This window comes from Curtobacterium sp. PhB25 (genome assembly GCF_004365375.1).
Classification (GTDB): domain Bacteria; phylum Actinomycetota; class Actinomycetes; order Actinomycetales; family Microbacteriaceae; genus Curtobacterium.
Genome location: NZ_SODR01000008.1, coordinates 67712 through 90519, shown reverse-complemented (window position 1 = coordinate 90519; position 22808 = coordinate 67712). Strand labels below are relative to the sequence as shown.

The window sequence follows — 22808 nt, the reverse complement described above, 5'->3', positions numbered from 1 at the left end:
CCGAAAACCGAGTGGGTGGGGGTCACCAGGAGGGTTCGAGCCACCCGTCCCGGCGCTTGGACGCCTCGAGGTCGGCGTCTCGGTCGAACTCGTCGTACTCGCTCTCGATGTCACCGACGAGGCTGCGACCCGTGAAGGGATGTGTGGTTGCCATGCGGACGATGCTCACCCCGGCGCGCGACGGCGAGGTGAACGGTGCGTGACCGGTCGAGGGCGCACAGCCGTCGAGGGGGCGCGGACGTTGGAGGGGCACAGACGTCGAAGGCCGCCGCCCACGATGGGGCGACGGCCTTCGGACAGGACTGGGTCGGGCGGCGCTACTCGGCCGAGGCCGGTGCCGGCGCGGGGACGCCGTGCTCCCGCTCGAACCGGGCACGCTCCTCGGCCTCGACCTTGGCGTACGCGGCACGCTCGGTGCGGTCGGCCCGCATGATGGCGCGCATCACGAACCAGAAGATGAGGCCGACGACGATGGTCGGCGTCAGGGCGAAGATGATCCCGGTCACGACTCCATGCGGCACCGGAGCATCGTACCCCGGGGAACCGGGACTTACTTGACCAGAGGGAACAGGATCGTCTCGCGGATGCCGAGGCCGGTGATCGCCATGAGCAGGCGGTCGACGCCCATGCCCATGCCACCCGACGGCGGCATGGCGTGCTCGAGGGCCCGCAGGAACTCCTCGTCGACGCGCATCGCCTCGGGGTCGCCGCCGGCTGCGAGCTTCGCCTGCTCGACGAAGCGCTCCCGCTGCACGACCGGGTCGACGAGCTCGGAGTACGCCGTCGCGAGCTCGAAGCCGCGGACGTACAGGTCCCACTTCTCGACGATGCCCGGTCGGGTGCGGTGCTCGCGGGTGAGCGGCGAGGTGTCGACCGGGAAGTTCATCACGAACGTCGGGCGGTCGAGCGAGTCGATCACGAAGTGCTCCCAGAGCTCTTCGACGTACTTGCCGTGGGTGGCGTGCGCGACCTCGACGCCCTCGGCAGCGGCGAGCTCCTGCAGCTCGGACAGCGGGGTCTCCGGGGTGATCTCGCGACCGGCTCCCTCGGACAGCGAGCCGTACATGTCGATGCGCGGCCACTCGCCGCCGAGGTCGTACGTGCTGCCGTCGGGCAGGGTGACCTCGAGCGAGCCACCGGTCACGGCCCGCGCAGCGCGCTGCACGAGCTCCTGCGTCAGGTCGGCCATCTGCTCGTAGTTGCCGTACGCCTGGTATGCCTCGACCATCGCGAACTCGGGCGAGTGCGACGAGTCGGCACCCTCGTTGCGGAAGTTCCGGTTGATCTCGAACACCCGGTCGATGCCGCCGACGACCGCGCGCTTCAGGAAGAGCTCGGGCGCGATGCGCAGGAAGAGCTCGGTGTCGAAGGCGTTCGAGTGGGTCACGAACGGACGGGCCGAGGCGCCACCGTGCTGGGTCTGCAGCATCGGCGTCTCGACCTCGAGGTACTCGTGCTCGGTGAAGGTCTGGCGGAGCGAGGACATCACGGCGGCACGCGCGCGGACGGTGGCGCGTGCTTCGTCGCGGACGATGAGGTCGAGGTAGCGCTGGCGGACCCGCGTCTCCTCGTTCAGCTCGTTGTGCAGGTTCGGCAGCGGCAGGATCGCCTTCGCCGCGATCGCCCACTCGTCGACCATGATCGACAGCTCACCGCGGCGCGAGGAGATCACACGGCCGTGCACGAACACGTGGTCGCCGAGGTCGACGAACTCCTTCCAGCGTGCGAGGGACTCGTCTCCGACCTCGGCCAGGGACACCATCGCCTGGATGCGGGACCCGTCGCCGGACTGCAGCGACGCGAAGCAGAGCTTGCCGGTGTTGCGCGAGAACACGATGCGGCCGGCGACACCGACGACGTCCTGCGTCTCCTCGCCGGTCTCGAGGTGCGCGTACTGATCGCGGACCGCCGGGATCGTCGTCGTGATCGGGAGCTCGGCGGGGTACGCTTCGATGCCCGATTCGAGGAGCTTCGCCCGCTTGTCGAGCCGGACCTGTCGCTGCTCGCTGGTCTCCTGCTCGGCCAGTGCGGCGGCGTCGGCGATCGCGGTGTCGGTGGTGGCGGTCTCGTCGGTCATGCGGGTGCGGCTCCGATGGTCGTGGGGGTCGGGGGAAATGCTACCCGCGCCGCACGCCCGCCCCCGAACCGTGCCCGGACGGGTCCCCTCGACTGGTCGCGACTCCCCGCCGGCGCGGCGCCGACCGGTCACGTTCCGTCGGCCGGAGCGCCGCGGGCCGACGGCTCGTGACCACTCGGCGGAACTGAGCGGGGAGTCGTGACCGACCGCCATGCCCCTACAGCGTGGACTGCCCGTCGGCGGCCGTCAGTGCGTTGTCGACGGCGGAGCGGACGAGCGCACCGAGCACCCGGCCGGGGTGGTCGACTCCGATGCCGGAGAGCGTGCCCGCCGACTGGTCCACGATCGCGGTCGAGAAGCTCACGGCGGCACGCACGGCGTCGGCGTACGCGGGCCGGTCCGCCTCGGCGATGACGAACGGCTCCGCGCCCATCTCGACCACCAGGGCCTGCGCGATCGGCAGCACGGGCGAGGGAGCGGTGACCGCGCAGTAGGCGTCACGGAGCCGCGAGAGATCGACGCTGGTGCCGGTGAACGCCATCGCGGGGTGGATGGCGAGCGGGATCGCACCGGCCGCCATCGCGGGGGCGAGGATGCCGACGCCGTGGTCCGGGCTGGTGTGCACGACGAGCTGTCCGGGCTGCCAGATGCCGGCGTCCGCCAGGCCCTGCACGAGCGAGGCCAGCTGGTCGTCCGGCACGGCGAGCAGCACGAGTTCGCTCCGCTCGACCAAGTCCGGCGTCGCGAGCACGGGAGCGCCGGGCAGCATCGCCTCGGCACGGTCACGGCTCTCGGCGGACACGGCGGTCACCCCGATGACCGCGTGCTCCGCGTTCGCGAGTGCGGCGCCGAGCACGGGTCCGACCCGTCCGGCCCCGACGACGCCGACGCCGAGGCGCCCGGCCCTCATCGGACGGCCCCGGTGGGCGGGACGTCGCTCCACCCCGGGCCGGGAGGCACGGTGCCGGGCCGGTGGTCGCCGTCGGGTCCGGCAGAGGCTCCGGTCCCGGGCCACGGCACGTCCGCAGCGTGCCTGGCGGACGCGGGACGGGCCTCCCGTTCGCGCCACCGGTGGGACGTGTCGACCGCAGCGGCCTCGACGGCGCGCTGGGTCGTCTCGGACCACAGACGCTGCGCGTCCCGTGCGTCGAGCGCACCGACGCGGGCCGAGACGGGCCCGGCGACGGTGTGCACGTGGACGGCGGCGAGCCGCAGGGCACGCTCGAGCGGACCCTGTTCGACCTTGACGCTCTGCACCCGGGGCAGCGGCACGATGACGAGCGACCGCCAGACGGCGCCGAGCCGGAGCAGCACCGCGCCCTGCACGAACCGGTACCCGTTGCGTCGGAACGCGAACGGCCGGAGCCAGGCGCCGCGGCGCGGGGAGTGCACGAAACCACCTTCGTCGCCGCTCGTGGTGAGGCTGTCGTCGACGACGCTGACGGCCTCGGCGGAGCCTTCCCGCAGGGCCTCCTGCGACGCCTCGGGGCCCGCGACGACGGTGCCGACCAGGCCGGGCAGGATGATGTCGAGGACCTCGCGGACGTCGGCCGCGGTGCCGACGGGCAGCACGATGGCGGAGGCCTGCTGGTTGCTCGATGCCCCGTTGCCCGCGTTCGTCGCCCGGTTGATCCGGACGTCCCACCAGCCGAACGGGCGCCAGAGCAGCGGCTGCGCGACGCTGACGGCGTGGATGCGGCCGGGGGGCAGCGTCTCGTTCGAGGTCGACACGAGCCCGAACCCGATCCGGATGCCGTCGCGGGTCTCGGCGATCGTGTACTGCAGCGACCGCGAGAACTTGCGGACGTAGTAGCTGCCCGCACCGATCACCGCGGGGAACAAGCCGAACAGGATCCCGTACTCGCCGGTGAGCGCGACGCTGACGATCATCGCCGCCACGGCCAGCAGGATGAAGACGGTGGTGCCGGAGAGCAGCATCGACGCGATCAGCCGGCCGGGCTTCACCTTGACGATCCGGGTGGCCTGCACCGCGGCAGCGTCGAGCTCGGGCGAGAACATCTCGTCGACGCGGTCCTGCAGCACACCGTTCGACGCGCGCGCCGGACCACTGCCACGGTCGTCGTCCTTCGCACCCGAGGCGAGCACGAGGATGCGCAGCCGCAGGTCATCGGCGGCCTTCACCCCGAGGTACGCGAGCTGCACGTTGGCGTCGTTGCCGGCCTGGGCGATCTCGAGCTTCGCCGTGCCGAACACCCGCGGGATGAGCGGACGCGAGATGTTGATGCCCTGGATCCGGTCGAGCCGGGCCTTGCGGTGGTTCCGGAACAGCACGCCCGAGCGGACCTCGACGATCTCGCCGGTGACCCGGAACTCGTGCATCCGCCAGGACAGGTAGAAGAGCCCGATCAGCACGAGCAGGAACACCGCGACGCCGAGCAGCACCCAGCCGACGACGCCGTGCTCGTAGACGTAGCGGACGGGGTCGCCGTCCTGCTGCTCGCCGCCGGGGATGAAGAACTCGACGAGCTGGTCACGCAGGCTGTTCAGCACGTAGCCGAGGATGACGATCAGGAAGATCCCGCCCTTGAGCAGCGGGGTCAGCGGGTGCAGGCGATGCCACTCGCCGTCGGTCAGTGGCGCTGCGGCAGCGGCGTTCCCGCGCGTGGGCGGGGCGGGCGGCGGCGGGCCGGGTCGGAAGGTCACCGCGACCCCCTACAGCCCGGCGCGGCGGGACTCGGCGAGCTCGACGAGCCGGTCGCGCAGTTCGTCGGCGTCGGTCGCGGGGATGCCGGGGATGCGGACGTTCGTGGCGGCCGCGGCGGTCACGAACTTCAGCTCGCTCATGCCGAGCGCCCGGTCGAGCGGACCGCGCGCCACGTCGACGAGCTGCATGCGTCCGTACGGCACCGCCGTGAAGCGCTGCCACATCAGGCCGCGGCGGACCACCAGGTCGTCGTCGCGCAGGGCGTAGCCGATCGCACGGACCCGGCGGGGCGTCAGCGCCGCGGTGACGAGCGTGATGACGAGCACCACGATGCCGATGAGCAGCCAGACCGTTCCGGCGCCCGAGCCGAAGCCGTCGTTCACGATCCCGATCAGGACCAGGCCGGCGGTCACCACGAGGCCGATCACCAGGGTCGTGATGAGTTCGGTCCACACGAGCTTCGCGGACACCCTGGTCCAGTCGATGCCGGTCAGGCCGAGGCCCGGCTCGTCGAGTCGTTCACGCGCCATCGCGGGCCTCCAGTGGGTGTGCTCGGGTCAGTTCGCCGTCGTGCGGGGTGTGCTCGGGTCAGTTCGCCGTCGTGCCGTTCCGGGGGTCGCCCGGCTCGTCGTCGTCGCTCGGAGGAGCGATGCACATGCGCTCTGCCACGAGTGCGCAGACCGTCAGCACGATCCCGCCCCCGACGGCGACCACGTTCGGCAGGGTCGAGCCTAGCGAAGGCGTCACCGAGCGGGTCAGGAGGTACACGACGAGGCCGATCGCGAAACCGCCGAACAGGACGCCGCAGATGCTCGAGGCCTTCGCCAGCACCACCACGCGCGTGGCGTAGAGCGGGTCGACCGGGCGCTGCCGGCCCGCGCCCTCGCGGGCGTGCCGGCGGACGGGACGCGCCATGAGCACGACGGCGACGCCGATGAACGCGAGCGTGAAGCCGAGCGGCACGGCGAGCAGCAGCGTCGGCGACTGTCGCGACGCGAGCACCGCGTCGAACGCGAAGCCCGCCACCGCGGTCACGACGGCGATGCTGAACAGGGTGGAGGGACGGGTCGGCTTCACGGCTGGGTCACGTTCCCTTCGGTGGTGGCCCGGGAGGCGCGGGGCACGTCCGCGAACAGGCGCGGCTCGTCGACGCGCTCGGTGTCGTCCCCCACGGCGGCGAGCAGGTCGGCCACCGGCCCGGCGCCGGGCAGGACGGCCGCGGGGTCGGCGTCGAGCCACGGTGCGAGCACGAACGCGCGCTCGGCGGCACGGGGGTGCGGGACGGTGAGCGTGGCGGTGTCGATGCGCAGGTCGTCGACGGCGACGACGTCGAGGTCGAGGGTCCGGTCGCCCCAGCGGACGTCGCGGGTGCGGCCGTGCTCGTCCTCGATGCCGTGCAGTGCGTCGAGGAACGCCTGCGGCTCGAGGTCGGTGTCGACGACCACGACGGCGTTGCGGTACCGCGGCTTGGTGTCGTCGCGGCCGTCCAGGGTCACGGCGACCGACTCGACCTCGTGGCTCGACGCCACCGGGTGGACCCCGGGCAGCGCAGCGACCGCGCGGGCAGCGGCGCGGAGGGTGCTCCCCCGGTCGCCGAGGTTGGCGCCGAGCGCGACGACGACGCGGCTCACTCTTCTTCCTCGTCCGGCACGGTCGCCCCGCGGGCACGGCGGATGGTGATCGAGACGTCCGTGAACGGCACGGTGATGGGTGCCTGCGGCTTGTGCACGGTGACCTCGGTCGCCAGGGCCGCACGGTGGGTGAGCACCGCGGCCGCGATGCGCTCCGCGAGGGTCTCGATCAGGTCCACCGGGTCGCGTTCGATCTCGGCGACGACCTGCTCGGCGAGCACGCCGTAGTGCACGGTGGCGTCGAGGTCGTCGCTGCCCGAGGCCGCGCGGGCGTCGAGCTCCACGGCGACGTCGACGACGAAGTCCTGACCGTCGGCACGTTCGTGGTCGAAGACCCCGTGGTGGCCGCGGGCGCGGACCCCGACGAGGCGGATGGTGTCGTTCACGAGCGAGCTGCCCTCCAGGCGTCCCAGACGTCGAGCACGGCACGGGTCGGTGCCGGGTCGTGCACGCGCACCCCCCACGCGCCGCGTTCGGCGGCGAGCAGGCTGATGGCGGCGGTGGCGAGGTCGCGGTCCTTCGGCGGGGCGCCCTCGGGGCTGCCCACTCCGTCCAGGAACCGCTTGCGTGATGCGGCGACGAGCACCGGCAGGCCGATCGAGGCGAACCGTTCGTAGCCGGCCAGGATCTCCCAGTTCTGCACGCCCTGCTTGGCGAAGCCGAGGCCCGGGTCGATCACGACCTGCTCCTGGCGCACCCCGAGGACGATGAGCTCGGCGACCCGTATCTCGACCTCGCGACGGACCTCGTCGACGGCGTGCACGTACTCGGCGTTGCGGTACATCCGGTCACTGTGGCCGCGCCAGTGCATGACCACGAACCCGACCCCGGTCGACGCGACCACACGGGCCATGTCCGGGTCGGCCAGGCCGCCGGACACGTCGTTGACGATCGCGGCGCCGAGTTCGACGGCCCGTTCGGCGGTCGAGGCGTTCATCGTGTCGACGCTCACCGGGATGCCCTCGGCGACGAGCTGCCGGACGACCGGCAGGACGCGTTCCTGCTCGACCGGCACCGGCACGCGCTCCGAGCCCGGCCGGGTCGACTCCCCACCGACGTCGATGATGTCGGCGCCCGCGGCGACGAGGTCACGCGCGTGCTGCACGGCGGCGTCGTAGGCCTGGTGCAGCCCGCCGTCGCTGAACGAGTCGGGCGTCACGTTGAGGATGCCCAACACCCGCGTGCGGTCCGGTGTCGGACCGCCGCGGGTGTCGAGCCGACGAGCACGTCTCGTCGGCAGGTCGGTCATGCCGGCCCCCTACGCCGGGGCGATACCCGGGTTGCCGAAGGGGCGACGACGGGGCTTCGAGGTCGACTCGCTGTCCGACTGGTCCGCTGCGGTGGCGGCGGCCTGCCCGGGCACGTCGATCGCGGGCAGGTTGCTCACCGGACGCTTGTCGCTGGAGAGCCACTGCGGGCGCTCCGGCAGCTTGCGGACGTCCTTGAAGATCTCCACGAGCTCCGGGGCGTCGAGCGTCTCCTTCTCGAGGAGCTCACCGGCCAGGCGGTCGAGGATGTCGCGGTTGTCGTTGAGCACCTGGTAGGCCTCGTTGTGCGCGGCCTCGAGCAGCGCACGGGTCTCGGCGTCGACGGTCTGGGCGATGTTCTCCGAGTAGTCGCGCCCGGTCCCGCCGCTCATGTCACGGCCGACGAACGGCTCGCTGGACCCGGAACCGAGCTTGACGGACCCGACGGCCTGGCTCATGCCGTACTCGGTGACCATCTTGCGGGCGGTGCCGGTGGCCTTCTCGATGTCGTTCGAGGCGCCGGTGGTGGGGTCGTGGAACACGATCTCCTCGGCAACTCGTCCACCCATGGCGTAGGTGAGCTGGTCGAGCAGCTCGTTGCGGGTGACCGAGTACTTGTCCTCGAGCGGGAGCACCATCGTGTACCCGAGGGCACGGCCGCGCGGCAGGATCGTGATCTTGGTGACCGGGTCGGTGTGCCGCATCGCCGCTGCCGCCAGGGCGTGGCCGCCCTCGTGGTACGCGGTGATCAGGCGTTCCTGGTCGGACATGATCCGGGTCCGACGCTGCGGGCCCGCCATGACGCGGTCGACGGCCTCGTCCAGCGCGCGGTTGTCGATGAGCTGCGCGTTCGACCGGGCGGTGAGCAGCGCGGCCTCGTTCAGGACGTTCGCCAGGTCGGCGCCGGTGAAGCCCGGCGTCTTGCGGGCGAGCAGCTCCAGGTCGACGCTCGCAGCGAGCGGCTTGCCCTTCGCGTGCACCTCGAGGATCTGCTTGCGGCCGGCCATGCCCGGGGCGTCGACACCGATCTGACGGTCGAAGCGGCCCGGACGCAGGAGCGCGGGGTCGAGCACGTCGGGACGGTTCGTCGCGGCGATGAGGATGACGTTCGTCTTGCCGTCGAAGCCGTCCATCTCGACGAGCAGCTGGTTGAGCGTCTGCTCGCGCTCGTCGTTGCCGCCGCCGATGCCGGCACCACGGTGACGACCGACGGCGTCGATCTCGTCGATGAAGACGATGGCCGGCGAGTTCGCCTTGGCCTGCTCGAAGAGGTCACGGACACGGCTCGCACCGACACCGACGAACATCTCGACGAAGTCCGAACCGGAGATCGAGTAGAACGGCACACCCGCTTCGCCGGCGACGGCGCGGGCGAGCAGGGTCTTGCCGGTTCCGGGAGGGCCGTACAGCAGCACGCCCTTCGGGATCTTGGCGCCGACGGCCTGGAACTTCGCCGGCTCCTTCAGGAACTCCTTGATCTCGTGGAGCTCCTCGATCGCCTCGTCGGAGCCCGCGACGTCGGCGAACGACACCTGCGGGTTCTCCTTGTTGTTGATCTTGGCCTTCGACTTGCCGAACTGCATGACCTTCGAGCCGCCGCCCTGGGCGCTCGAGAGCAGGAACCAGAACAGGGCACCGATGATCAGGAAGGGGAGCAGGACGCCGAGGAGCGACAGGAACCAGTTGCCCGTGTTCACGTGGTCGTCGTAGCCCTTGGGCAGGTTGGCGTCGTTGACGGCCTGGATGACCTCTTCGCCACGGGGCGTGGAGTAGTAGAACTGCTCCTGCTTGTCGCCGTCGCGGGTGATCATGTCGACCCGCTGCTCGGTGGAGTTGACGATGACGGACGAGATCTTGCCGTCGGCGAGCTGCTCGAGGCCCTTCTGGGTGCTGACCTCGGTCGTGCTGCCCTGGCTGATGACGCTCCAGCCGATGAAGATGCCCGCCAGCGCGATCAGCACGTAGAGGTACGGGCCGCGGAAGATGCGCTTGAAGTTCATGTGATCCGGGCGCGAGTGCCCGACACCTTTCTCTGCCGAAGTTGCGTGCAGGTCAGCATACGGCCGCGATTCTGTGGCGAGAATGGGTGTCCTCTGCGGGCGAACTCAACCCGAGGCAAGTACCCCCTGGACGGGTTACGAGTACACGTGCGGCGCCAGGACACCGACACCGCGCAGGTTCCGGTAGCGCTCGTCGTAGTCGAGGCCGTAGCCGACCACGAACTCGTCGGGGATGTCGAAGCCCACGTACTTGACGTCGACCTCGACCTTGGCGGCCTCGGGCTTGCGCAGCAGGGCGACGATCTCGACGCTCGCGGCACCGCGGGACTGCAGGTTCTGCTTGAGCCAGGACAGCGTCAGACCGGAGTCGATGATGTCCTCGACGATGAGGACGTCGCGGCCGTGCAGGTCAGTGTCGAGGTCCTTGAGGATCCGCACCACACCGGACGACTTCGTGCCGGAGCCGTACGACGACACCGCCATCCAGTCCATCCGCGCCTGCATCTTGAGGTGCCGCGAGAAGTCCGCCATCACCATGACGGCACCCTTCAGGACACCGACGAGCAGAGGGTCGCGGCCCGCGTAGTCGGCGTCGACGACCGCCGCGAGTTCGGCGAGCTTGTCGTCGATCTGCTCGGGGGTGAAGAGGACTTCGGACAGGTCTGCCTGGACGTCGGAGAGTTCCACCGGTCCAGCCTAACCGGCACTGAACGACAGGCGGTCACCGGATCGCGACGCCCGGACACCCGGCAGGTCGATCGGCCCCTGTCCGCTCCAGTCCGTGACGAGCCGGCAGACCTCGAGCGTCTGCACGCGCGACAGCGTCACGCCGAACTCGCTCTCCACCGCCAGGCGCACGAGTCGCTGCCGGAGCGCCGGCGGGTTCGCCCCGAGCGCCCGGACGGACAGGGAGATGCCGGCCTCGGAGTGCTCGGCGATGTCCTCCGCCATCTCCTCGGCGAAGTGGTCGAGTGCTGCAGAGTCCTCGCGCAGCTGGTCGGCCGTCCGCGCCAGCGCCTCGGGCACCCCCGCACCGAGCTCGCGCTCGAGCACCGGCATGAGGGTGTTCCGCACGCGGACCCGGGCGTAGGCGGGGTCGTCGTTCTGCGGGTCGTGCCACGGCGCCAGCCCGGCGGCGGCGCACGCCTGCCGCGTCGCGTGCCGACGCACGGTGAGCAGCGGGCGGCCGTAGGCCGGCCCCTGGTCGCGCCGTGCGAGCGGCAGCATGCCCGACAGGCTGTCCGGCCCGCTGCCGCGCAGCAGGCCCAGCAGCACCGTCTCGGCCTGGTCGTCCAGGGTGTGTCCCAACAGCACGAGAGGCGACCCGGCGGCGGACGCGACCTCGGCGATCGACGCGTGGCGGGCCTCCCGGGCGGCGCCCTCCGGACCACCATCGGAGCCGACCGCGACCCTGCGGACCTCGACCGGGTCCAGACCCAGCTCGGATGCCTGCCGGGAGGCGCGGCTCGCGACCGCCTCGGAGCCCGCCTGGAGCGCGTGGTCGACGACCACTGCCCCGGCTCGGAGCCCCTGCTTGCCCGCCTCGAACGCGGTGGCCGCGGCGAGCGCGAGCGAGTCCGGTCCGCCGCTCAGCGCGACCAGCACGAGGTCACCCGCGGTGACGACGCCGTCGTCGAGCGCGGTGGCGAGCAGGTCGCGGACCGCCAGGCGGGTCTCGGCGACGGCAGGGTCCAGCCGGGGACGCGGAGAGTTCACCCGGTAACGTTAGCCGCGCTCTCGGGACCACCGACAGCCCCACCGACACACCAGGAGTACAGACATGGCCGCGTACGACGTCGTCGTCGAGATCCCCAAGGGCAGCCGCAACAAGTACGAGGTGGACCACGAGACCGGTCGTGTCTACCTCGACCGCGTGCTGTTCACGTCGTTCGTCTACCCGACCGACTACGGCTTCTTCGAGAAGACCCTGGCCGACGACGGCGACCCCGTGGACGCGCTGCTGCTCCTCGAGTTCCCGACGTTCCCCGGCGTGGGCGTCAAGGTCCGTCCGGTCGGCGTCTTCAAGATGAGCGACGAGGCCGGCAAGGACGAGAAGGTCCTCGTGGTCCCCGCGAAGGACCCGCGCTGGACGCACATCCAGGACATCTCGGACGTCGACGAGCAGACGAAGGCCGAGATCGCGCACTTCTTCGAGCGCTACAAGGACCTCGAGCCGAACAAGTGGGTCAAGGCCGAGGGCTGGGGCGACGCCGCCGAGGCCGAGGCGATCGTGCAGGCCGGCCAGGCCGCGTACGTGCCCGCCGCTCACTGACGCTCCTCTGGCACAGAACGGCGCCCGCTCTCCATCCGGAGGGCGGGCGCCGTTCTGTGTCCGGGGTTGCTTTGCCGGGCGGGGGACGGGCGGTGCGGGGACGTACCTGGTGGGAACGGGCGTACCTGGTGCTCTGATCCGGGCAGGTATGCCCGATCCCGCTTGCTACCGCAGCCGCTATGGGAAAGACCGGGCTGCGGGCTACAGCGAACCGCTCGGGCGGGCGACGTACGGCAGGAGCTGGCTCGGCGTCCAGACCGCCCGCTCGACCACACCGACGCCCGGTCGGGCCGCTTCGACCATCATCCCGTTGCCGGTGTAGATCGAGTCGTGGTAACCGCCGGAAGCGGTTCCGTTCGACGAGTAGAAGAGGATGTCGCCGGGCTGGCGCTGCGAGAGCGGCACGAGACGGCCGATCGAGCCGAAGTAGTTGTACTGCCAGACGACGTTGTGGCCGCCGGTCGCGATGCCCTGCGAGCTGTAGGCCATCATGACGAGGCCGGAGCAGTCCCAGGTGCTCGGGCCGGCACCACCGAGGACGTAGGGCTTCCCGAGCTGCCCGCGGGCGTACGAGATCGCACCGGCCGCCTTCGAGGGGCTGCTCGGGGCGGGTGCCGGAGTGCTGGGCGCCGGGGTGCTCGGCTTCGACGGCGTCGGCGTGCTCGGCTTGGCGGGAGCCGGGGCGGGCGCGGGAGCGGCCGGCGTGCTCGGCTTCGACGGGGTGCTCGGGCGCGACGGGGTGGTCGTGCCGCTGCCGGAGCCGGAACCGGATCCGGTGTCCGGGCTGGCGTTCGTGCTGCCGCCGCCGGTGCTCGGGCTCGTGGAGGTGCCGGTGCCGGTGCCGCCACTGTTGCTACTGGCGCCGCCACTGCTCGTCTGGGCCGCCAGGGCGGTCTCGGCCGCCTTGGCCTGCTGCGCACTCCAGTACGCACTCTCCGTCACGACGCTCGTGCCCTTGAGGTACGCGAGCTGGCGGAGGACCTGGTCCTGCTGGTCCTGCTGCTTCTGCACCCGGGCCTGGGCGTCGGCGGAGACGTCGTTGGCGGTGGCGAAGGCGGTCTTCGTCGCCTCGGTCGCCTTGCTCAGTGCCGTCGTGGCCACGGACTGCTGGTCGGCGAGCGAGTCCACGGTCTTCTGGTCGGAGCGGGCCTGGGCCAGGATCGTCGCCGATCGCTCGGACAGGTGCGACATCGTGCCGACGCGGTAGAGCAGGTCGCCGGAGTCCGAGGCGTCCGTGAGCATCGTCGTCGACAGGTCGCCGCCGCCCGTGCGGGACAGCTCGACGACGAGCGCGGCCACTTGGCCCGCGGAGTCGTCCGCCTTGCCCTTGGCCCGCTTCGACTGCGCGGACAGGTCGGCGAGGGTGTCCTTCGCCTCCTGCTGCTGCGAGGCGGCGAGGGCGTACGCCTGCCCGGCCTGCTGCTCGACGATGCCGGCGCGGTCCGCGGCGGCCTGCAGCGAGGTCAGCCGGTCGCTCAGCTTGTCCACCGTCTGCTGCGCGTCGGCGGCATCCGACTTCGCGGCCTTGACGTCGTCCCAGGACGGTGCCGACGGCGCGGCCTGGGCGGGTCCGGCGATGACGACCGACAGTCCGATGCCGAGCACGGCGACGGTGGCGATCCCGCAGGAGAACGAGCGAGCGGACAGGGTCATGGCGGGGTCAACGCATCCCGGCTGCGCTGATGCTCATACCGAGATCCCCCGCGCTGCCATGAAGGGGACCGGGTCGACGGCAGCACCGTTGACCCGGGTCTCGAAGTGGAGGTGGCACCCGGTCGACCAGCCGGTCGAACCGATCTTGGCGATCTGCTGCCCGGCGGTGACGTGCTGGCCGCTGGCGACCATGATCCCGCCGTCGACGATGTGGCCGTAGGCCGTCGAGATGCCGCCGCCGTTGTCGAGGATGACCTCGTTGCCGTAGCCGCCGCCGTTGCCCGCGAAGGTCACGGTGCCGTCGTGGGCCGCGTAGATCGGGGCGTAGCAGGCGGGAGCGAGGTCGACCCCGGCGTGCAGTGCCGTGTAGTGCGTGTACGGGTCGACGCGGATGCCGTAGCCGCTGGTCTGGAAGCCGCCGGCCGGACGGACCCACCCGGCAGAGTTGGCCGTCCCGCCGCCGGTACCGCCCTGGCTCGTCGCCGCGGCCTTCGCGGCTGCCTTGGCGGCAGCAGCGGCGATGCGGGCCTGTCGGGCCTTCTCGGCGGCGACGCCCTTGCGGTAGTCGGCCTCGACACCGCGCTGCTTCGTGGTGAGAGCGGTCAGCTGGGCCTCGAGCCGCGACTCGTTGTCGTTCTGGGCGTCGACGGCGGTCTGCGCCGCGTCGGCAGCACCCTGCGCCTGCTGCATCTTCGACTGGGCCGCGTCGGCGAGGTCGCCCAGCGCCGCCTTGGCCTTGTCCGCCTTGTCGGCCTGCGCCTGCGCGGTGCCCCGGTCCTGCGACGCCTGCGAGTAGATGCCGTCGGCCTGCTCGCTGAGCTTCGACATGGCGCCGAGCTCGTAGAGCAGGTCACCGGAGTCCGAGGGGTGCGTGAGGATGTCGGTCGTCACGTCGTTGGCGCTGGCCCGACCGAGCTGCGCGGCGAGCTGACCGGCCTGCTCCTCGGACTGTGCGGCGGTCTGCTCGGCGTCGTCCGCCTGGGACTGGAGCGTCTTCTGCTCGAGGGTCGCCTCGTCGTACTTGTTCTGTGCCGCCTGGTACGCCTCGCCGGCAGCCTGTGCGGCCTTCTGCTTCGCAGCGGCCTCGGACTTCAGGGTCGAGATGAGCGACTTGATCTCGGTGACCTTCGCCTGCTGGGCACTCGTCGAGGACTTGGCCTTCTGCACCTCGGACCAGCTCGGGTAGCTCGCGGCACTGGCCGACGTCGCCGGGGCGAGGACCGCGAGGGTGCTGCCGGCGAGCGCGACGGCGACCGCGGCGGCGACGAGGCGGCTGCGGTTGCGGAGGGAGAGCGAAGGTGAGGTCGACATGTATCTCGATTTCGTAACAGCGCGGCAAGGCTCACGCACGTAACACTGTTAACAGACGCAACAGTAACAACAGGTGTCGCAGCCCCACAGCCCCTCGGACGAGGGGCGTGGAGCCGGTGACGATGCTCGCACCGCAACCTCGGCACCCGGTGCCGGGCGGGCGCGACACGCCGGGGATTCCGCGGGAACGCGGCCCGATTTGCGAACCCCCGGGGGCATCCGTATGCTTGTCCATCGGTAGCGCGAAGCACCACTTGCGGCCCTATCGTTTAGTGGCCTAGGACACCGCCCTTTCACGGCGGCAGCACGGGTTCGAATCCCGTTGGGGTCACTCTCCGAGTGAGCGAGCAAGTAGTACTGAGCAACACCACAGCAATTCAACATGGCCCTGTAGCGCAGCTGGTTAGCGTGCCGCCCTGTCACGGCGGAGGTCGCGGGTTCAAGTCCCGTCAGGGTCGCCACGGCTGGATAGCTCAGTTGGTAGAGCGTTCGACTGAAAATCGAAAGGTCCACGGATCGATGCCGTGTCCAGCCACCGGTGAAGGCCCCCTGCTTCGGCAGGGGGCCTTTTCCGTTGTCTGAGCCGTCTGGCCCGGGTCGGCGCTAGGCCTCGCGGGTCTTCGGGCTGCTGTCGTTGGTCTTCGCCGGGTCACGCTCGACCACGGCACCGAGGGCATCGTCGATCCGGCTGAGCAGCTCCGCCGGGATCGTGACACCGGCAGCGCCGGCGTTGTCGTGCACCTGCTCCGGACGCGACGCCCCGATGATGGCGCTCGCGACGTTCTCGTTCTGCAGTACCCAGGCGACGGCGAGCTGTGCCATCGACAGGTCGAGCTCCTTCGCGATCGGCTCGAGCTCCTGCACCGAGGACAGCACCTCGTCGCGCATGAACCGCTTGATCATGTCCGCGCCGCCCTTGTCGTCGGTGGCGCGTGAGCCCTCGGGCAGCGGCTGACCCGGCTTGTACTTGCCGGTCAGGACGCCCTGGGCGATCGGGGACCAGACGATCTGCGAGATGCCGAGCTCCTTCGAGGTCGGCACCACCTCTTCCTCGATGACGCGCCACAGCGCCGAGTACTGCGGCTGGTTCGAGATGAGCTGGAACCCGAGGTCCTTGGCCAGCGCGGCGCCGGCACGGAGCTGCTCCGCGGTCCACTCGCTCACACCGACGTACAGGACCTTGCCCTGGCGCACGATGTCGGCGAAGGCCTGCATCGTCTCCTCGAGCGGGGTCTCGTGGTCGAAGCGGTGTGCCTGGTACAGGTCGACGTAGTCGGTCTGCAGGCGGGTCAGCGAGCCGTCGATCGACTCGAGGATGTGCTTGCGGGACAGCCCCGTGTCGTTGTGCCCCTTCGGCCCGGTCGGCCCGAACACCTTGGTGGCGATCTCGAGCGACTGGCGCCGCTCCCCCTTGAGGGCTTCGCCGAGGACGGTTTCCGCGCCGGTGTTGGCGTAGACGTCGGCGGTGTCGAACGTCGAGATGCCGACCTCGAGGGCGGCCTTGACGCAGGCGATCGCCGCGTCGTTCTCGACCTGGGATGCGTGGGTGAGCCAGTTGCCGTAGGTGATCTCGGAGACCTTGAGGCCCGAGTTGCCGAGGTAGCGGTACTCCATGTGCGTGTCACTCCTGTCGTGGCCGCGTCGGTGCGGCTCGACCCGTGACGGTAGTCCGCGGGTCGATGCCGGGACACAGCGGCGTTCACAAAGTTCACGCTTCGGACCCACGGGATTTAGCCGTGCCCGCGCGATGACCGAGGTTTCTCGGAATCGATGCACATGCAGGGTATGACCGACCAATGGCTGTACGCAGCAGACGACCTTTTTCGACTCATCCCTCCGACGATCCATCTCATCGGGTTGAGTACTCGCGCGCTCAAGGGCCGTGCGACCCAGGAAACCCAACCGCATCCGCGACGTGGCCAAGCCGCCGAGGTGCAGGATCGGAGGGAAGTGGCGGCACGGAGCGGTGCCGCGGAGAGCGAGGGAGCATCCATGACCGGAGCGAGCGTGTTGTTCATCGGCGGGAGCGGCGTGATCAGCGCCTCCTGTGTGCGGGAGGCAACCGAACAGGGCCACGACGTCACGGTCCTGAACCGGGGGACCACCGGGGGCAGGCCGATCCCGGAGGGTGTGACGCGCCTCCAGGCCGATGTGTCGGACCGCAGCGCCCTGGCGGACGCACTCGGCGACCGCCACTTCGACGTGGTCGTGAACTGGATCGCCTTCACGCCGGACCAGGTGCAGGCCGACATCGGCTTCTTCGCGGGACGGACGCGGCAGTACGTCTTCATCAGCTCGGCCTCGGCGTACCAGACGCCGGCGACGCACCTGCCGATCACGGAGTCGACGCCGCTGAAGAACCCGTACTGGCAGTACTCGCGCGACAAGATCGCGTGCGAGGAACTGCTCATGGAGGCGTACCGGGAGCAGGACTTCCCGGTGACGATCGTGCGGCCGTCACACACCTACGACGAGACGAAGCTGCCGCTCACCGGTGGCTGGACTGCGGTGGCGCGGATGCGCGCCGGCAAGCCGATCATCATCACCGGTGACGGCACGTCGTTGTGGACCTTGACGCACAGCCGTGACTTCGCGGTCGGGTTCACCGGGCTGCTCGACAACGCGTCGGCGATCGGTGAGGCCTTCACGATCACGAGCGACGAGGCGCCGACTTGGAACGCCATCGCGCACGAGATCGCGGCGGCGGCGGGGGTGTCCGACCTGCAGATCGTGCACGTGCCGGCGGACGCCATCAACGCCGTGGACCCGGAGTGGGGTGCGGCGCTGCTCGGCGACAAGGCGAACAGCTCGGTGTTCGACAACAGCAAGGTCCGGTCGCTCGTGCCGTGGTACCGGCCGCGGACGCCCTACCGGCAGGGTGTGCGTGAGGTCATCGCCTGGTTCGAGGCCAACCCCGACGCGCAGGTCGTCGACGAGCGCCTCGATGCGCTGATGGACGAGTTGGCGGCGCGCTGGGCGGTGTGAGCCGCACTTGGTGAGCAGAAATGGTCGGGTGCCGTGTGGCGACCCGACCATTTCTGCTCACGAAGCGAGCGCGCGGCGCCGAGCGCGCGGCGCCGAGCGCGCGGCTCAGGCGCGCGCGGACAGGACCGACGCGAGCGTGCCGATCGCCGTGCGCAGCTCGTCGTCGGTGACGACGAGCGGCGGAGCGAAGCGGATCGTCGAACCGTGGGTGTCCTTCACGAGCAGCCCGCGGTCGGCCAGGTCCTTCGAGATCTCCTTGCCGGTGCCGAGCGCCGGGTCGATGTCGATCCCTGCCCAGAGTCCGGCGACGCGGTGGGACACGACCCCCTTGCCGAGCAGGTCGTCGAGCAGCCCGCGCAGCAACGGTTCGCCGTCGAGTGCGCGCTGCTGGAACGTGCCCTCACCGAGCATCGCCACGACCTCGGCGCCGACGGCAGCGGCGAGCGGGTTGCCACCGAAGGTCGAACCGTGCTCACCGGGACGCAGCACCCCCAGGACAGCGCGCGAGCCGACGACCGCGGACACCGGCACGATGCCGCCGCCGAGTGCCTTGCCGAGCGTGATGAGGTCGGGGCGGACCCCGACGCGCTGCACGGCGAGCGTGTGGCCCGTGCGTCCGAGGCCGGACTGGATCTCGTCGGCGATGAACAGCGCACCGAACTCGTCGCAGACCTCCCGGACTTCAGGGAGGTACGACGCCGGCGGGATGACCACGCCGCCCTCGCCCTGGATGGGTTCGAGCAGCACGGCGACGACGGTCTCGTCCATCGCTGCGCGCAGGGCAGCGGCGTCGCCGTACGGCACCGTGCGGAACCCCGGGGTGTACGGACCGAAGTCATCCCGGGCCGAGGGGTCGTCCGAGAACGAGATGATCGTGGTGGTGCGGCCGTGGAAGTTCCCGGACGCAACGATGATCGTCGCGCGGTCCGCGGGGACCCCCTTGACGCGGTAGCCCCAGGCGCGGGACACCTTGATCGCGGACTCGACGGCCTCGGCACCGGTGTTCATCGGCAGGACCATCTCGGTCTCCGTCAACGCCGCCAGTGCCGTGGCGAACGGCCCGAGCTGGTCGTTCACGAACGCACGGCTGGTCAGCGTCACCCGGTCGAGCTGCGCCCGGGCGGCGTCGAGCAGCCGCGGGTTGCCGTGGCCGAAGTTCACCGCGGAGTACGCGGCGAGGCCGTCCAGGTACTGCTTGCCGTCGACGTCGGTGACGGTCGCTCCGGCACCCGACGCGATGACGACGGGCAGCGGGCTGTAGTTGTGCGCGAGGGCGCGGTCCTCGACGGCGAGCGCCGCCGCGGTGTTGACCCCGAGCGACGCTGCCGCCGACATCAGCTGACCCCGAGCGAGCGGGCGACCGAGTTGCCGGTGCCGACCGGGTGCAGGTCGAGCGTGCAACACTTCACGCCGCCACCGCCGAGCAACAGCTCGGACAGGTCGACGCCGATCGGGTTGTACCCCTTCTCCCTGAGCTGTTCGGCGAACCGCACAGCCCGCGCGGCGATCACGACGTTGTACCCGTCGGAGTAGGAGTTCAGGCCGAGGATCGCGGCGTCCTCCTCCGTCGCGATGATCGCGTCGGGGAAGCGCTCGCGCAGGATCGCCAGCGACGGCTCGTCGAAGGCGCTCTCCAGGTACGCGATGTTCGACCGGCCGGAAGCGTCGGGCTCCGGGTCGAGCACGGCGATGGCGGTGTCGAGGTGGTAGAAGCTCGGGTTGATGAGCTTCAGGGTGACGACCTCACGGCCGTAGATCGTCGCGAGCTCGTCGTGCGAGGTGCTGTCCGACCGGAAGCCGGTGCCGGCGAAGATCGTGTTCCCGATGAGCAGGAAGTCACCCTCGCCCTCGTTGGTCTGCTCGGGCTCGGCGACGGTCAGGCCGGCCTGACGGAACCAGTCCATGTACGCCGGGCCCTCGGGCTGGCGCTCGGGGTACTGGAACTTCGCGCCGTAGGCGATGCCGTCGAGCACGAACCCGCCGTTGGCCGCGTAGACCATGTCCGGCAGGCCGTCGATGGGGTCGATGTACGAGATGTCGAAGCCGAGCTGCTCGTACACGTCGACGAGCGTCTGCCACTGGGCGACGGCCTTCGACGTGTCGGTCGGCTCCTCCGGGTGCATCCACGGGTTGATCCGGTAGCTCACCGTGTAGAAGTCCGGCTTGCACATCAGGATCGTCCGCTTGGTGGCGGTACGGGCCGGTGCATCGGTGGTCGAGGGTGCGGTGTTCGACATCAGTCCTCCTGAGAAGGGACCGGGGCCCGAGCCTGCCAGGAACCGAAACGGAACGAAGGAGAGGTGCTCCGGCGAGATGCAGGCTCACTCGCCGTAGCGGACCAGGTCGACGCCACGTCGATCCTGACACAGACCGTCCGGCAAGTGCAGTACCGGGAGCGAAGCGCCGTGGCACCCGTTCGGGTGACGCACGTTTCGTGCGTCCGAACCGCCGACCTCGCAAGAAGTCCGCGTACGATGGGTGCAATGGATTCGCTCGACCACCGCATCCTGGATCAACTCCGGGACAACGCCCGCGCCGGCTACGGCGACATCGGGTCGGTGGTCGGACTCTCGGCATCGGCCGTCAAGCGCCGCGTCGACCGACTCGTCGGCGATGGTGTCATCCAGGGCTTCACGATCAAGGTCGACCCCGCCGTCGAGGACCGCGGCACCGAGGCCTGGGTCGAGCTGTACTGCCGCGGCACCGTCTCCCCCGACGAGCTGCGTGCGCTGCTCGACACCGTGCCCGAGGTCATCGACGCCGGCACGGTCACGGGGAGCGCCGACGCCGTCGTGCACATGCGCTCCAAGGACCTGTCCGCGCTGGAGGAGGCGCTCGACAAGGTCCGCCTCGCACCGCAGGTGGACCACACGCGGTCCGCGATCGTGCTCTCCAAGCTGGTCAGTCGCGACACCGCGTAACGTCCGGCAGATGGCACGGAACACGACCGGGAGGCGCGGATCACCGCCCACGGGATCGCGTCCCGCCCGTCGGCTGGTCACCGCTGCGGGCCTCGCCTACGTCGCGAACTGCCTCTGGGGCACGGCCGTCGCCGTCCGGTTGATCCGGACGAGGAAGCTCCGCGTCGTGCACCACGGTCTGTTCGTCGTGACGGCGACGCTCACCGGGGCCGCCGCGACGACGCCCTTGTGGACCCGTGACCGTTCGGCGCTGTTCCTGCTGCCCGCACTCGTCCCGCTCGCGCTCGCGCCCCGCACGAACCCGCGCTCCGGAGCACACTGGAAGATCGCGGTGGCCGCCGTGCCGTCCTACCTGGGGGCGCTGTTGGTGCGGCGCCGACCGTGACCACGAGACACGAGGGGAAGCAGTGGAGCTCTTCGAGGCCATCCGACGCCGACGGACCACGAACGGGGCGTTCCTGCCCGACCCGGTGTCCGAGGGGCACCAACGGCTGCTCATGGAGCTCGCCGGCCGGGCCCCGTCCCAGCTGAACAGCCAACCGTGGCGGTTCGTGCTGGTCGAGGAGCGCGACACGATCGACCGGGTCGCCGCGATCAGCGGCAGCTCGATGACCCGCACCATGGCCGAGGGGACGTTCTTCGAGCGGTACAAGCCGTACTTCCGGTTCTCGAAGGCCGAGATGGACGAGCGGCGCGACGGCATGCTGTTCGACAAGCTGCCCGGGCCGCTCCGGCCGTTCACGAAGCAGGTGTTCACGAAGCGTGGGCAGCTGCTCATGAACACCCTCCGCGTGCCGCAGAGCCTAGGTGAGGAGAACCGGAAGCTCGTCGCCGGGTCGCCGCTGCTGCTCGGCGTGATGCTCGACCGCCACGAGTACCGGCAGCAGGAGCTGTCCGGCTTCTACTCCGTGTTCAGCATGGGCGCGGCGATGGAGAACATCTGGCTCGCGACGACGGAGCTCGGGCTGGGGATCCAGTTCGTGTCCTTCCCGATGGAGACCCCGGGTGCCTGGGCGGACATCGAGGGGCTGCTCCGGGTGCCCGAGTCGCTCGAACTCATGGCCGTCTACCGGATCGGGTACCTGCCGCCCGAACGACGCCGCCCCGCGATCGACTGGACGTCGAGCGAGCGGAAGCGGCCCTCGCAGTACGTGTTCCGCGACACCTGCGACACCCCGCAGCAGGGGTGGGACGACGCGCCCGTCGCGGGCCACATCGAACCGGAGGCGACCACATCGTGACCGACACCCGACCCACCCAGAGTGCCCCGGGCCTCCCGGGAACCGCCCCCGGCCTGCCGGGCCGCCCCTGGATCTCGCAGGACTGGCTCGACGTCGTCTTCGTGCACTGGCGCGTCGACGTGTCGGCGGTGGCCCCGCTGCTGCCAGCCGGAACGCGACCCGACACGATGGCGCTCGACGGGACCGACGACGGGGTGACCACCTGGGTGGGCCTCATCGGGTTCCGGTTCGAGGACACCCGGTTCCCGCCCCTCGGGGCGCTGGGGCGGACCGGCTCGATCGGCGACTTCGTCGAGGTGAACGTCCGCGTCTACACGGTCGACGAGCAGGGCCAGCACGGTGTCGTGTTCCTGTCGCTCGACGCCGGCAAGCTGCTGCCGACCCTCGGCGCACGCGTGGCCACCGGACTGCCCTACTGGTGGGCGGACGCCGAGTCGCGGAGCGGCGACGGCCGCGTCGGGTACGCGATGCGGCGGCACGGGACGCACCTGCGGTCGATGCTCGACGTCCGCGTGGGCGAGGTACTGGACGAGCCAGGGCCGCTCGAGACGTTCCTGACCGCGCGGTGGGGCATGCACGTGCACCGGGCTGGGCGGACCCGGTTCTGGCCGAACGAGCACGACGCGTGGCCGTTGCACCGGGCCTCGGTGGTGTCGCTGCGGGACGACCTGGTCGGCGCCGCGGGGCTGCCGTTCGGGCTGACGGAGTTGGAGCCGGACTCGGTGCTCTACTCGGCGGGGGTCACGACGCGGTTCGGTCGGGGGCGTTGAAGCCGGGCTGCTGCTGCCGCTTCGGGGGACACCGG

At 70.6% G+C, this 22808-nt stretch carries 24 protein-coding genes and 3 tRNA genes; 9 read left to right on the top strand and 18 right to left on the bottom strand.

Annotation, left to right across the window (positions count from 1 at the left end):
- Positions 1-22: 22 nt before the first annotated feature.
- The 13 genes from EDF51_RS20460 to tilS all read right to left on the bottom strand — a co-directional run bounded on the left by EDF51_RS20460 (position 23) and on the right by tilS (position 11336).
- Complete coding sequence (locus tag EDF51_RS20460) at positions 23-154, bottom strand: hypothetical protein (RefSeq protein WP_258373406.1); 132 nt, start codon at positions 152-154, stop codon at positions 23-25.
- Positions 155-317: 163 nt separating this feature from the next.
- The gene (locus EDF51_RS15415) at positions 318-521 is read right to left on the bottom strand and encodes a hypothetical protein (protein WP_111086942.1); all 204 of its coding nucleotides are present in this window, start codon (positions 519-521) and stop codon (positions 318-320) included.
- Positions 522-550: 29 nt separating this feature from the next.
- Positions 551-2077, bottom strand: coding sequence for a lysine--tRNA ligase (gene lysS / locus EDF51_RS15410; RefSeq protein WP_134195537.1), 1527 nt, complete (start codon positions 2075-2077; stop codon positions 551-553).
- A 217-nt stretch (positions 2078-2294) separates the two neighbouring features.
- Positions 2295-2987, bottom strand: a complete 693-nt coding sequence (locus EDF51_RS15405) for a Rossmann-like and DUF2520 domain-containing protein (protein WP_166673571.1) — start codon at positions 2985-2987, stop codon at positions 2295-2297.
- Positions 2984-4741 carry a PH domain-containing protein gene (locus EDF51_RS15400; protein ID WP_134195533.1) on the bottom strand — a complete coding sequence of 586 codons (1758 nt, stop codon included), beginning with the start codon at positions 4739-4741 and terminating at the stop codon, positions 2984-2986. Before EDF51_RS15400 ends, EDF51_RS15405 begins: the two co-directional genes overlap by 4 nt.
- A 9-nt stretch (positions 4742-4750) precedes the next feature.
- A complete protein-coding gene (locus tag EDF51_RS15395; protein ID WP_111086938.1) occupies positions 4751-5272 on the bottom strand; it encodes a PH domain-containing protein in 522 nt (173 codons plus the stop codon).
- Positions 5273-5330: 58 nt separating this feature from the next.
- Positions 5331-5819 (bottom strand): DUF3180 domain-containing protein, encoded by a 489-nt coding sequence (locus EDF51_RS15390; RefSeq protein WP_134195531.1) that lies wholly within the window; start codon positions 5817-5819, stop codon positions 5331-5333.
- On the bottom strand, positions 5816-6373 hold the full coding sequence (gene folK, locus EDF51_RS15385) for a 2-amino-4-hydroxy-6-hydroxymethyldihydropteridine diphosphokinase (RefSeq protein ID WP_123339201.1): 558 nt from the start codon (positions 6371-6373) through the stop codon (positions 5816-5818). Before folK ends, EDF51_RS15390 begins: the two co-directional genes overlap by 4 nt.
- Positions 6370-6759 (bottom strand): dihydroneopterin aldolase, encoded by a 390-nt coding sequence (folB, locus tag EDF51_RS15380; protein ID WP_123294543.1) that lies wholly within the window; start codon positions 6757-6759, stop codon positions 6370-6372. Before folB ends, folK begins: the two co-directional genes overlap by 4 nt.
- Positions 6756-7622, bottom strand: a complete 867-nt coding sequence (folP, locus tag EDF51_RS15375; RefSeq protein ID WP_208321857.1) for a dihydropteroate synthase — start codon at positions 7620-7622, stop codon at positions 6756-6758. The genes folB and folP overlap by 4 nt, the downstream gene beginning before the upstream one ends.
- A gap of 9 nt (positions 7623-7631) precedes the next feature.
- A complete protein-coding gene (gene ftsH / locus EDF51_RS15370) occupies positions 7632-9620 on the bottom strand; it encodes an ATP-dependent zinc metalloprotease FtsH (protein WP_123294542.1) in 1989 nt (662 codons plus the stop codon).
- A 135-nt stretch (positions 9621-9755) separates the two neighbouring features.
- Positions 9756-10307: a hypoxanthine phosphoribosyltransferase gene (gene hpt / locus EDF51_RS15365; RefSeq protein WP_111086933.1), complete on the bottom strand. Its 552-nt coding sequence runs from the start codon at positions 10305-10307 to the stop codon at positions 9756-9758.
- A gap of 9 nt (positions 10308-10316) precedes the next feature.
- The gene (gene tilS / locus EDF51_RS15360) at positions 10317-11336 is read right to left on the bottom strand and encodes a tRNA lysidine(34) synthetase TilS (protein ID WP_134195529.1); all 1020 of its coding nucleotides are present in this window, start codon (positions 11334-11336) and stop codon (positions 10317-10319) included.
- Positions 11337-11400: 64 nt separating this feature from the next.
- Here tilS and EDF51_RS15355 point away from each other — a divergent pair, with 64 nt between their 5' ends.
- The gene (locus tag EDF51_RS15355) at positions 11401-11892 is read left to right on the top strand and encodes an inorganic diphosphatase (protein WP_134195527.1); all 492 of its coding nucleotides are present in this window, start codon (positions 11401-11403) and stop codon (positions 11890-11892) included.
- 201 nt (positions 11893-12093) lie between these two features.
- On the opposite strand, the gene EDF51_RS15350 is transcribed toward EDF51_RS15355, so the two are convergent.
- Complete coding sequence (locus tag EDF51_RS15350) at positions 12094-13545, bottom strand: C40 family peptidase (protein WP_134195525.1); 1452 nt, start codon at positions 13543-13545, stop codon at positions 12094-12096.
- Positions 13546-13578: 33 nt separating this feature from the next.
- Entirely contained in the window at positions 13579-14856 is a 1278-nt protein-coding gene (locus tag EDF51_RS15345) for a M23 family metallopeptidase (protein ID WP_131844951.1), read from the bottom strand.
- 258 nt (positions 14857-15114) lie between these two features.
- Between EDF51_RS15345 and EDF51_RS15340 the strand changes: the two genes are divergently transcribed.
- The 3 genes from EDF51_RS15340 (at position 15115) to EDF51_RS15330 (ending at position 15391) form a co-directional block, all read left to right on the top strand.
- Positions 15115-15187, top strand: a tRNA-Glu gene (locus tag EDF51_RS15340).
- Positions 15188-15240: 53 nt separating this feature from the next.
- A tRNA-Asp gene (locus EDF51_RS15335) sits at positions 15241-15317 on the top strand.
- A 1-nt stretch (position 15318) separates the two neighbouring features.
- Positions 15319-15391, top strand: a tRNA-Phe gene (locus EDF51_RS15330).
- Positions 15392-15459: 68 nt separating this feature from the next.
- Here EDF51_RS15330 and EDF51_RS15325 read toward each other — a convergent pair.
- The gene (locus tag EDF51_RS15325) at positions 15460-16470 is read right to left on the bottom strand and encodes an aldo/keto reductase family protein (protein WP_134195523.1); all 1011 of its coding nucleotides are present in this window, start codon (positions 16468-16470) and stop codon (positions 15460-15462) included.
- Positions 16471-16848: 378 nt separating this feature from the next.
- Between EDF51_RS15325 and EDF51_RS15320 the strand changes: the two genes are divergently transcribed.
- On the top strand, positions 16849-17841 hold the full coding sequence (locus tag EDF51_RS15320) for an SDR family oxidoreductase (RefSeq protein WP_131844953.1): 993 nt from the start codon (positions 16849-16851) through the stop codon (positions 17839-17841).
- Positions 17842-17946: 105 nt separating this feature from the next.
- Here the strand turns inward: EDF51_RS15320 and rocD are convergent, their stop codons facing one another.
- Entirely contained in the window at positions 17947-19176 is a 1230-nt protein-coding gene (gene rocD / locus EDF51_RS15315; RefSeq protein ID WP_134195521.1) for an ornithine--oxo-acid transaminase, read from the bottom strand.
- Positions 19176-20078 carry a dimethylargininase gene (ddaH, locus tag EDF51_RS15310; RefSeq protein WP_123294534.1) on the bottom strand — a complete coding sequence of 301 codons (903 nt, stop codon included), beginning with the start codon at positions 20076-20078 and terminating at the stop codon, positions 19176-19178. The genes rocD and ddaH overlap by 1 nt, the downstream gene beginning before the upstream one ends.
- Before the next feature lie 246 nt (positions 20079-20324).
- On the opposite strand from ddaH, the gene EDF51_RS15305 reads away from it, so the two are divergent.
- From EDF51_RS15305 to EDF51_RS15290, 4 genes are read left to right on the top strand one after another with little or no spacing between them, the layout of a single operon-like run.
- Complete coding sequence (locus tag EDF51_RS15305; protein WP_111083794.1) at positions 20325-20762, top strand: Lrp/AsnC family transcriptional regulator; 438 nt, start codon at positions 20325-20327, stop codon at positions 20760-20762.
- A gap of 10 nt (positions 20763-20772) precedes the next feature.
- A complete protein-coding gene (locus EDF51_RS15300) occupies positions 20773-21147 on the top strand; it encodes a hypothetical protein (protein WP_123937217.1) in 375 nt (124 codons plus the stop codon).
- 22 nt (positions 21148-21169) lie between these two features.
- Positions 21170-22003: a nitroreductase family protein gene (locus EDF51_RS15295; protein ID WP_134195520.1), complete on the top strand. Its 834-nt coding sequence runs from the start codon at positions 21170-21172 to the stop codon at positions 22001-22003.
- Positions 22000-22773, top strand: coding sequence for a DUF2071 domain-containing protein (locus EDF51_RS15290; protein WP_208321856.1), 774 nt, complete (start codon positions 22000-22002; stop codon positions 22771-22773). Before EDF51_RS15295 ends, EDF51_RS15290 begins: the two co-directional genes overlap by 4 nt.
- Positions 22774-22808 lie beyond the last annotated feature (35 nt).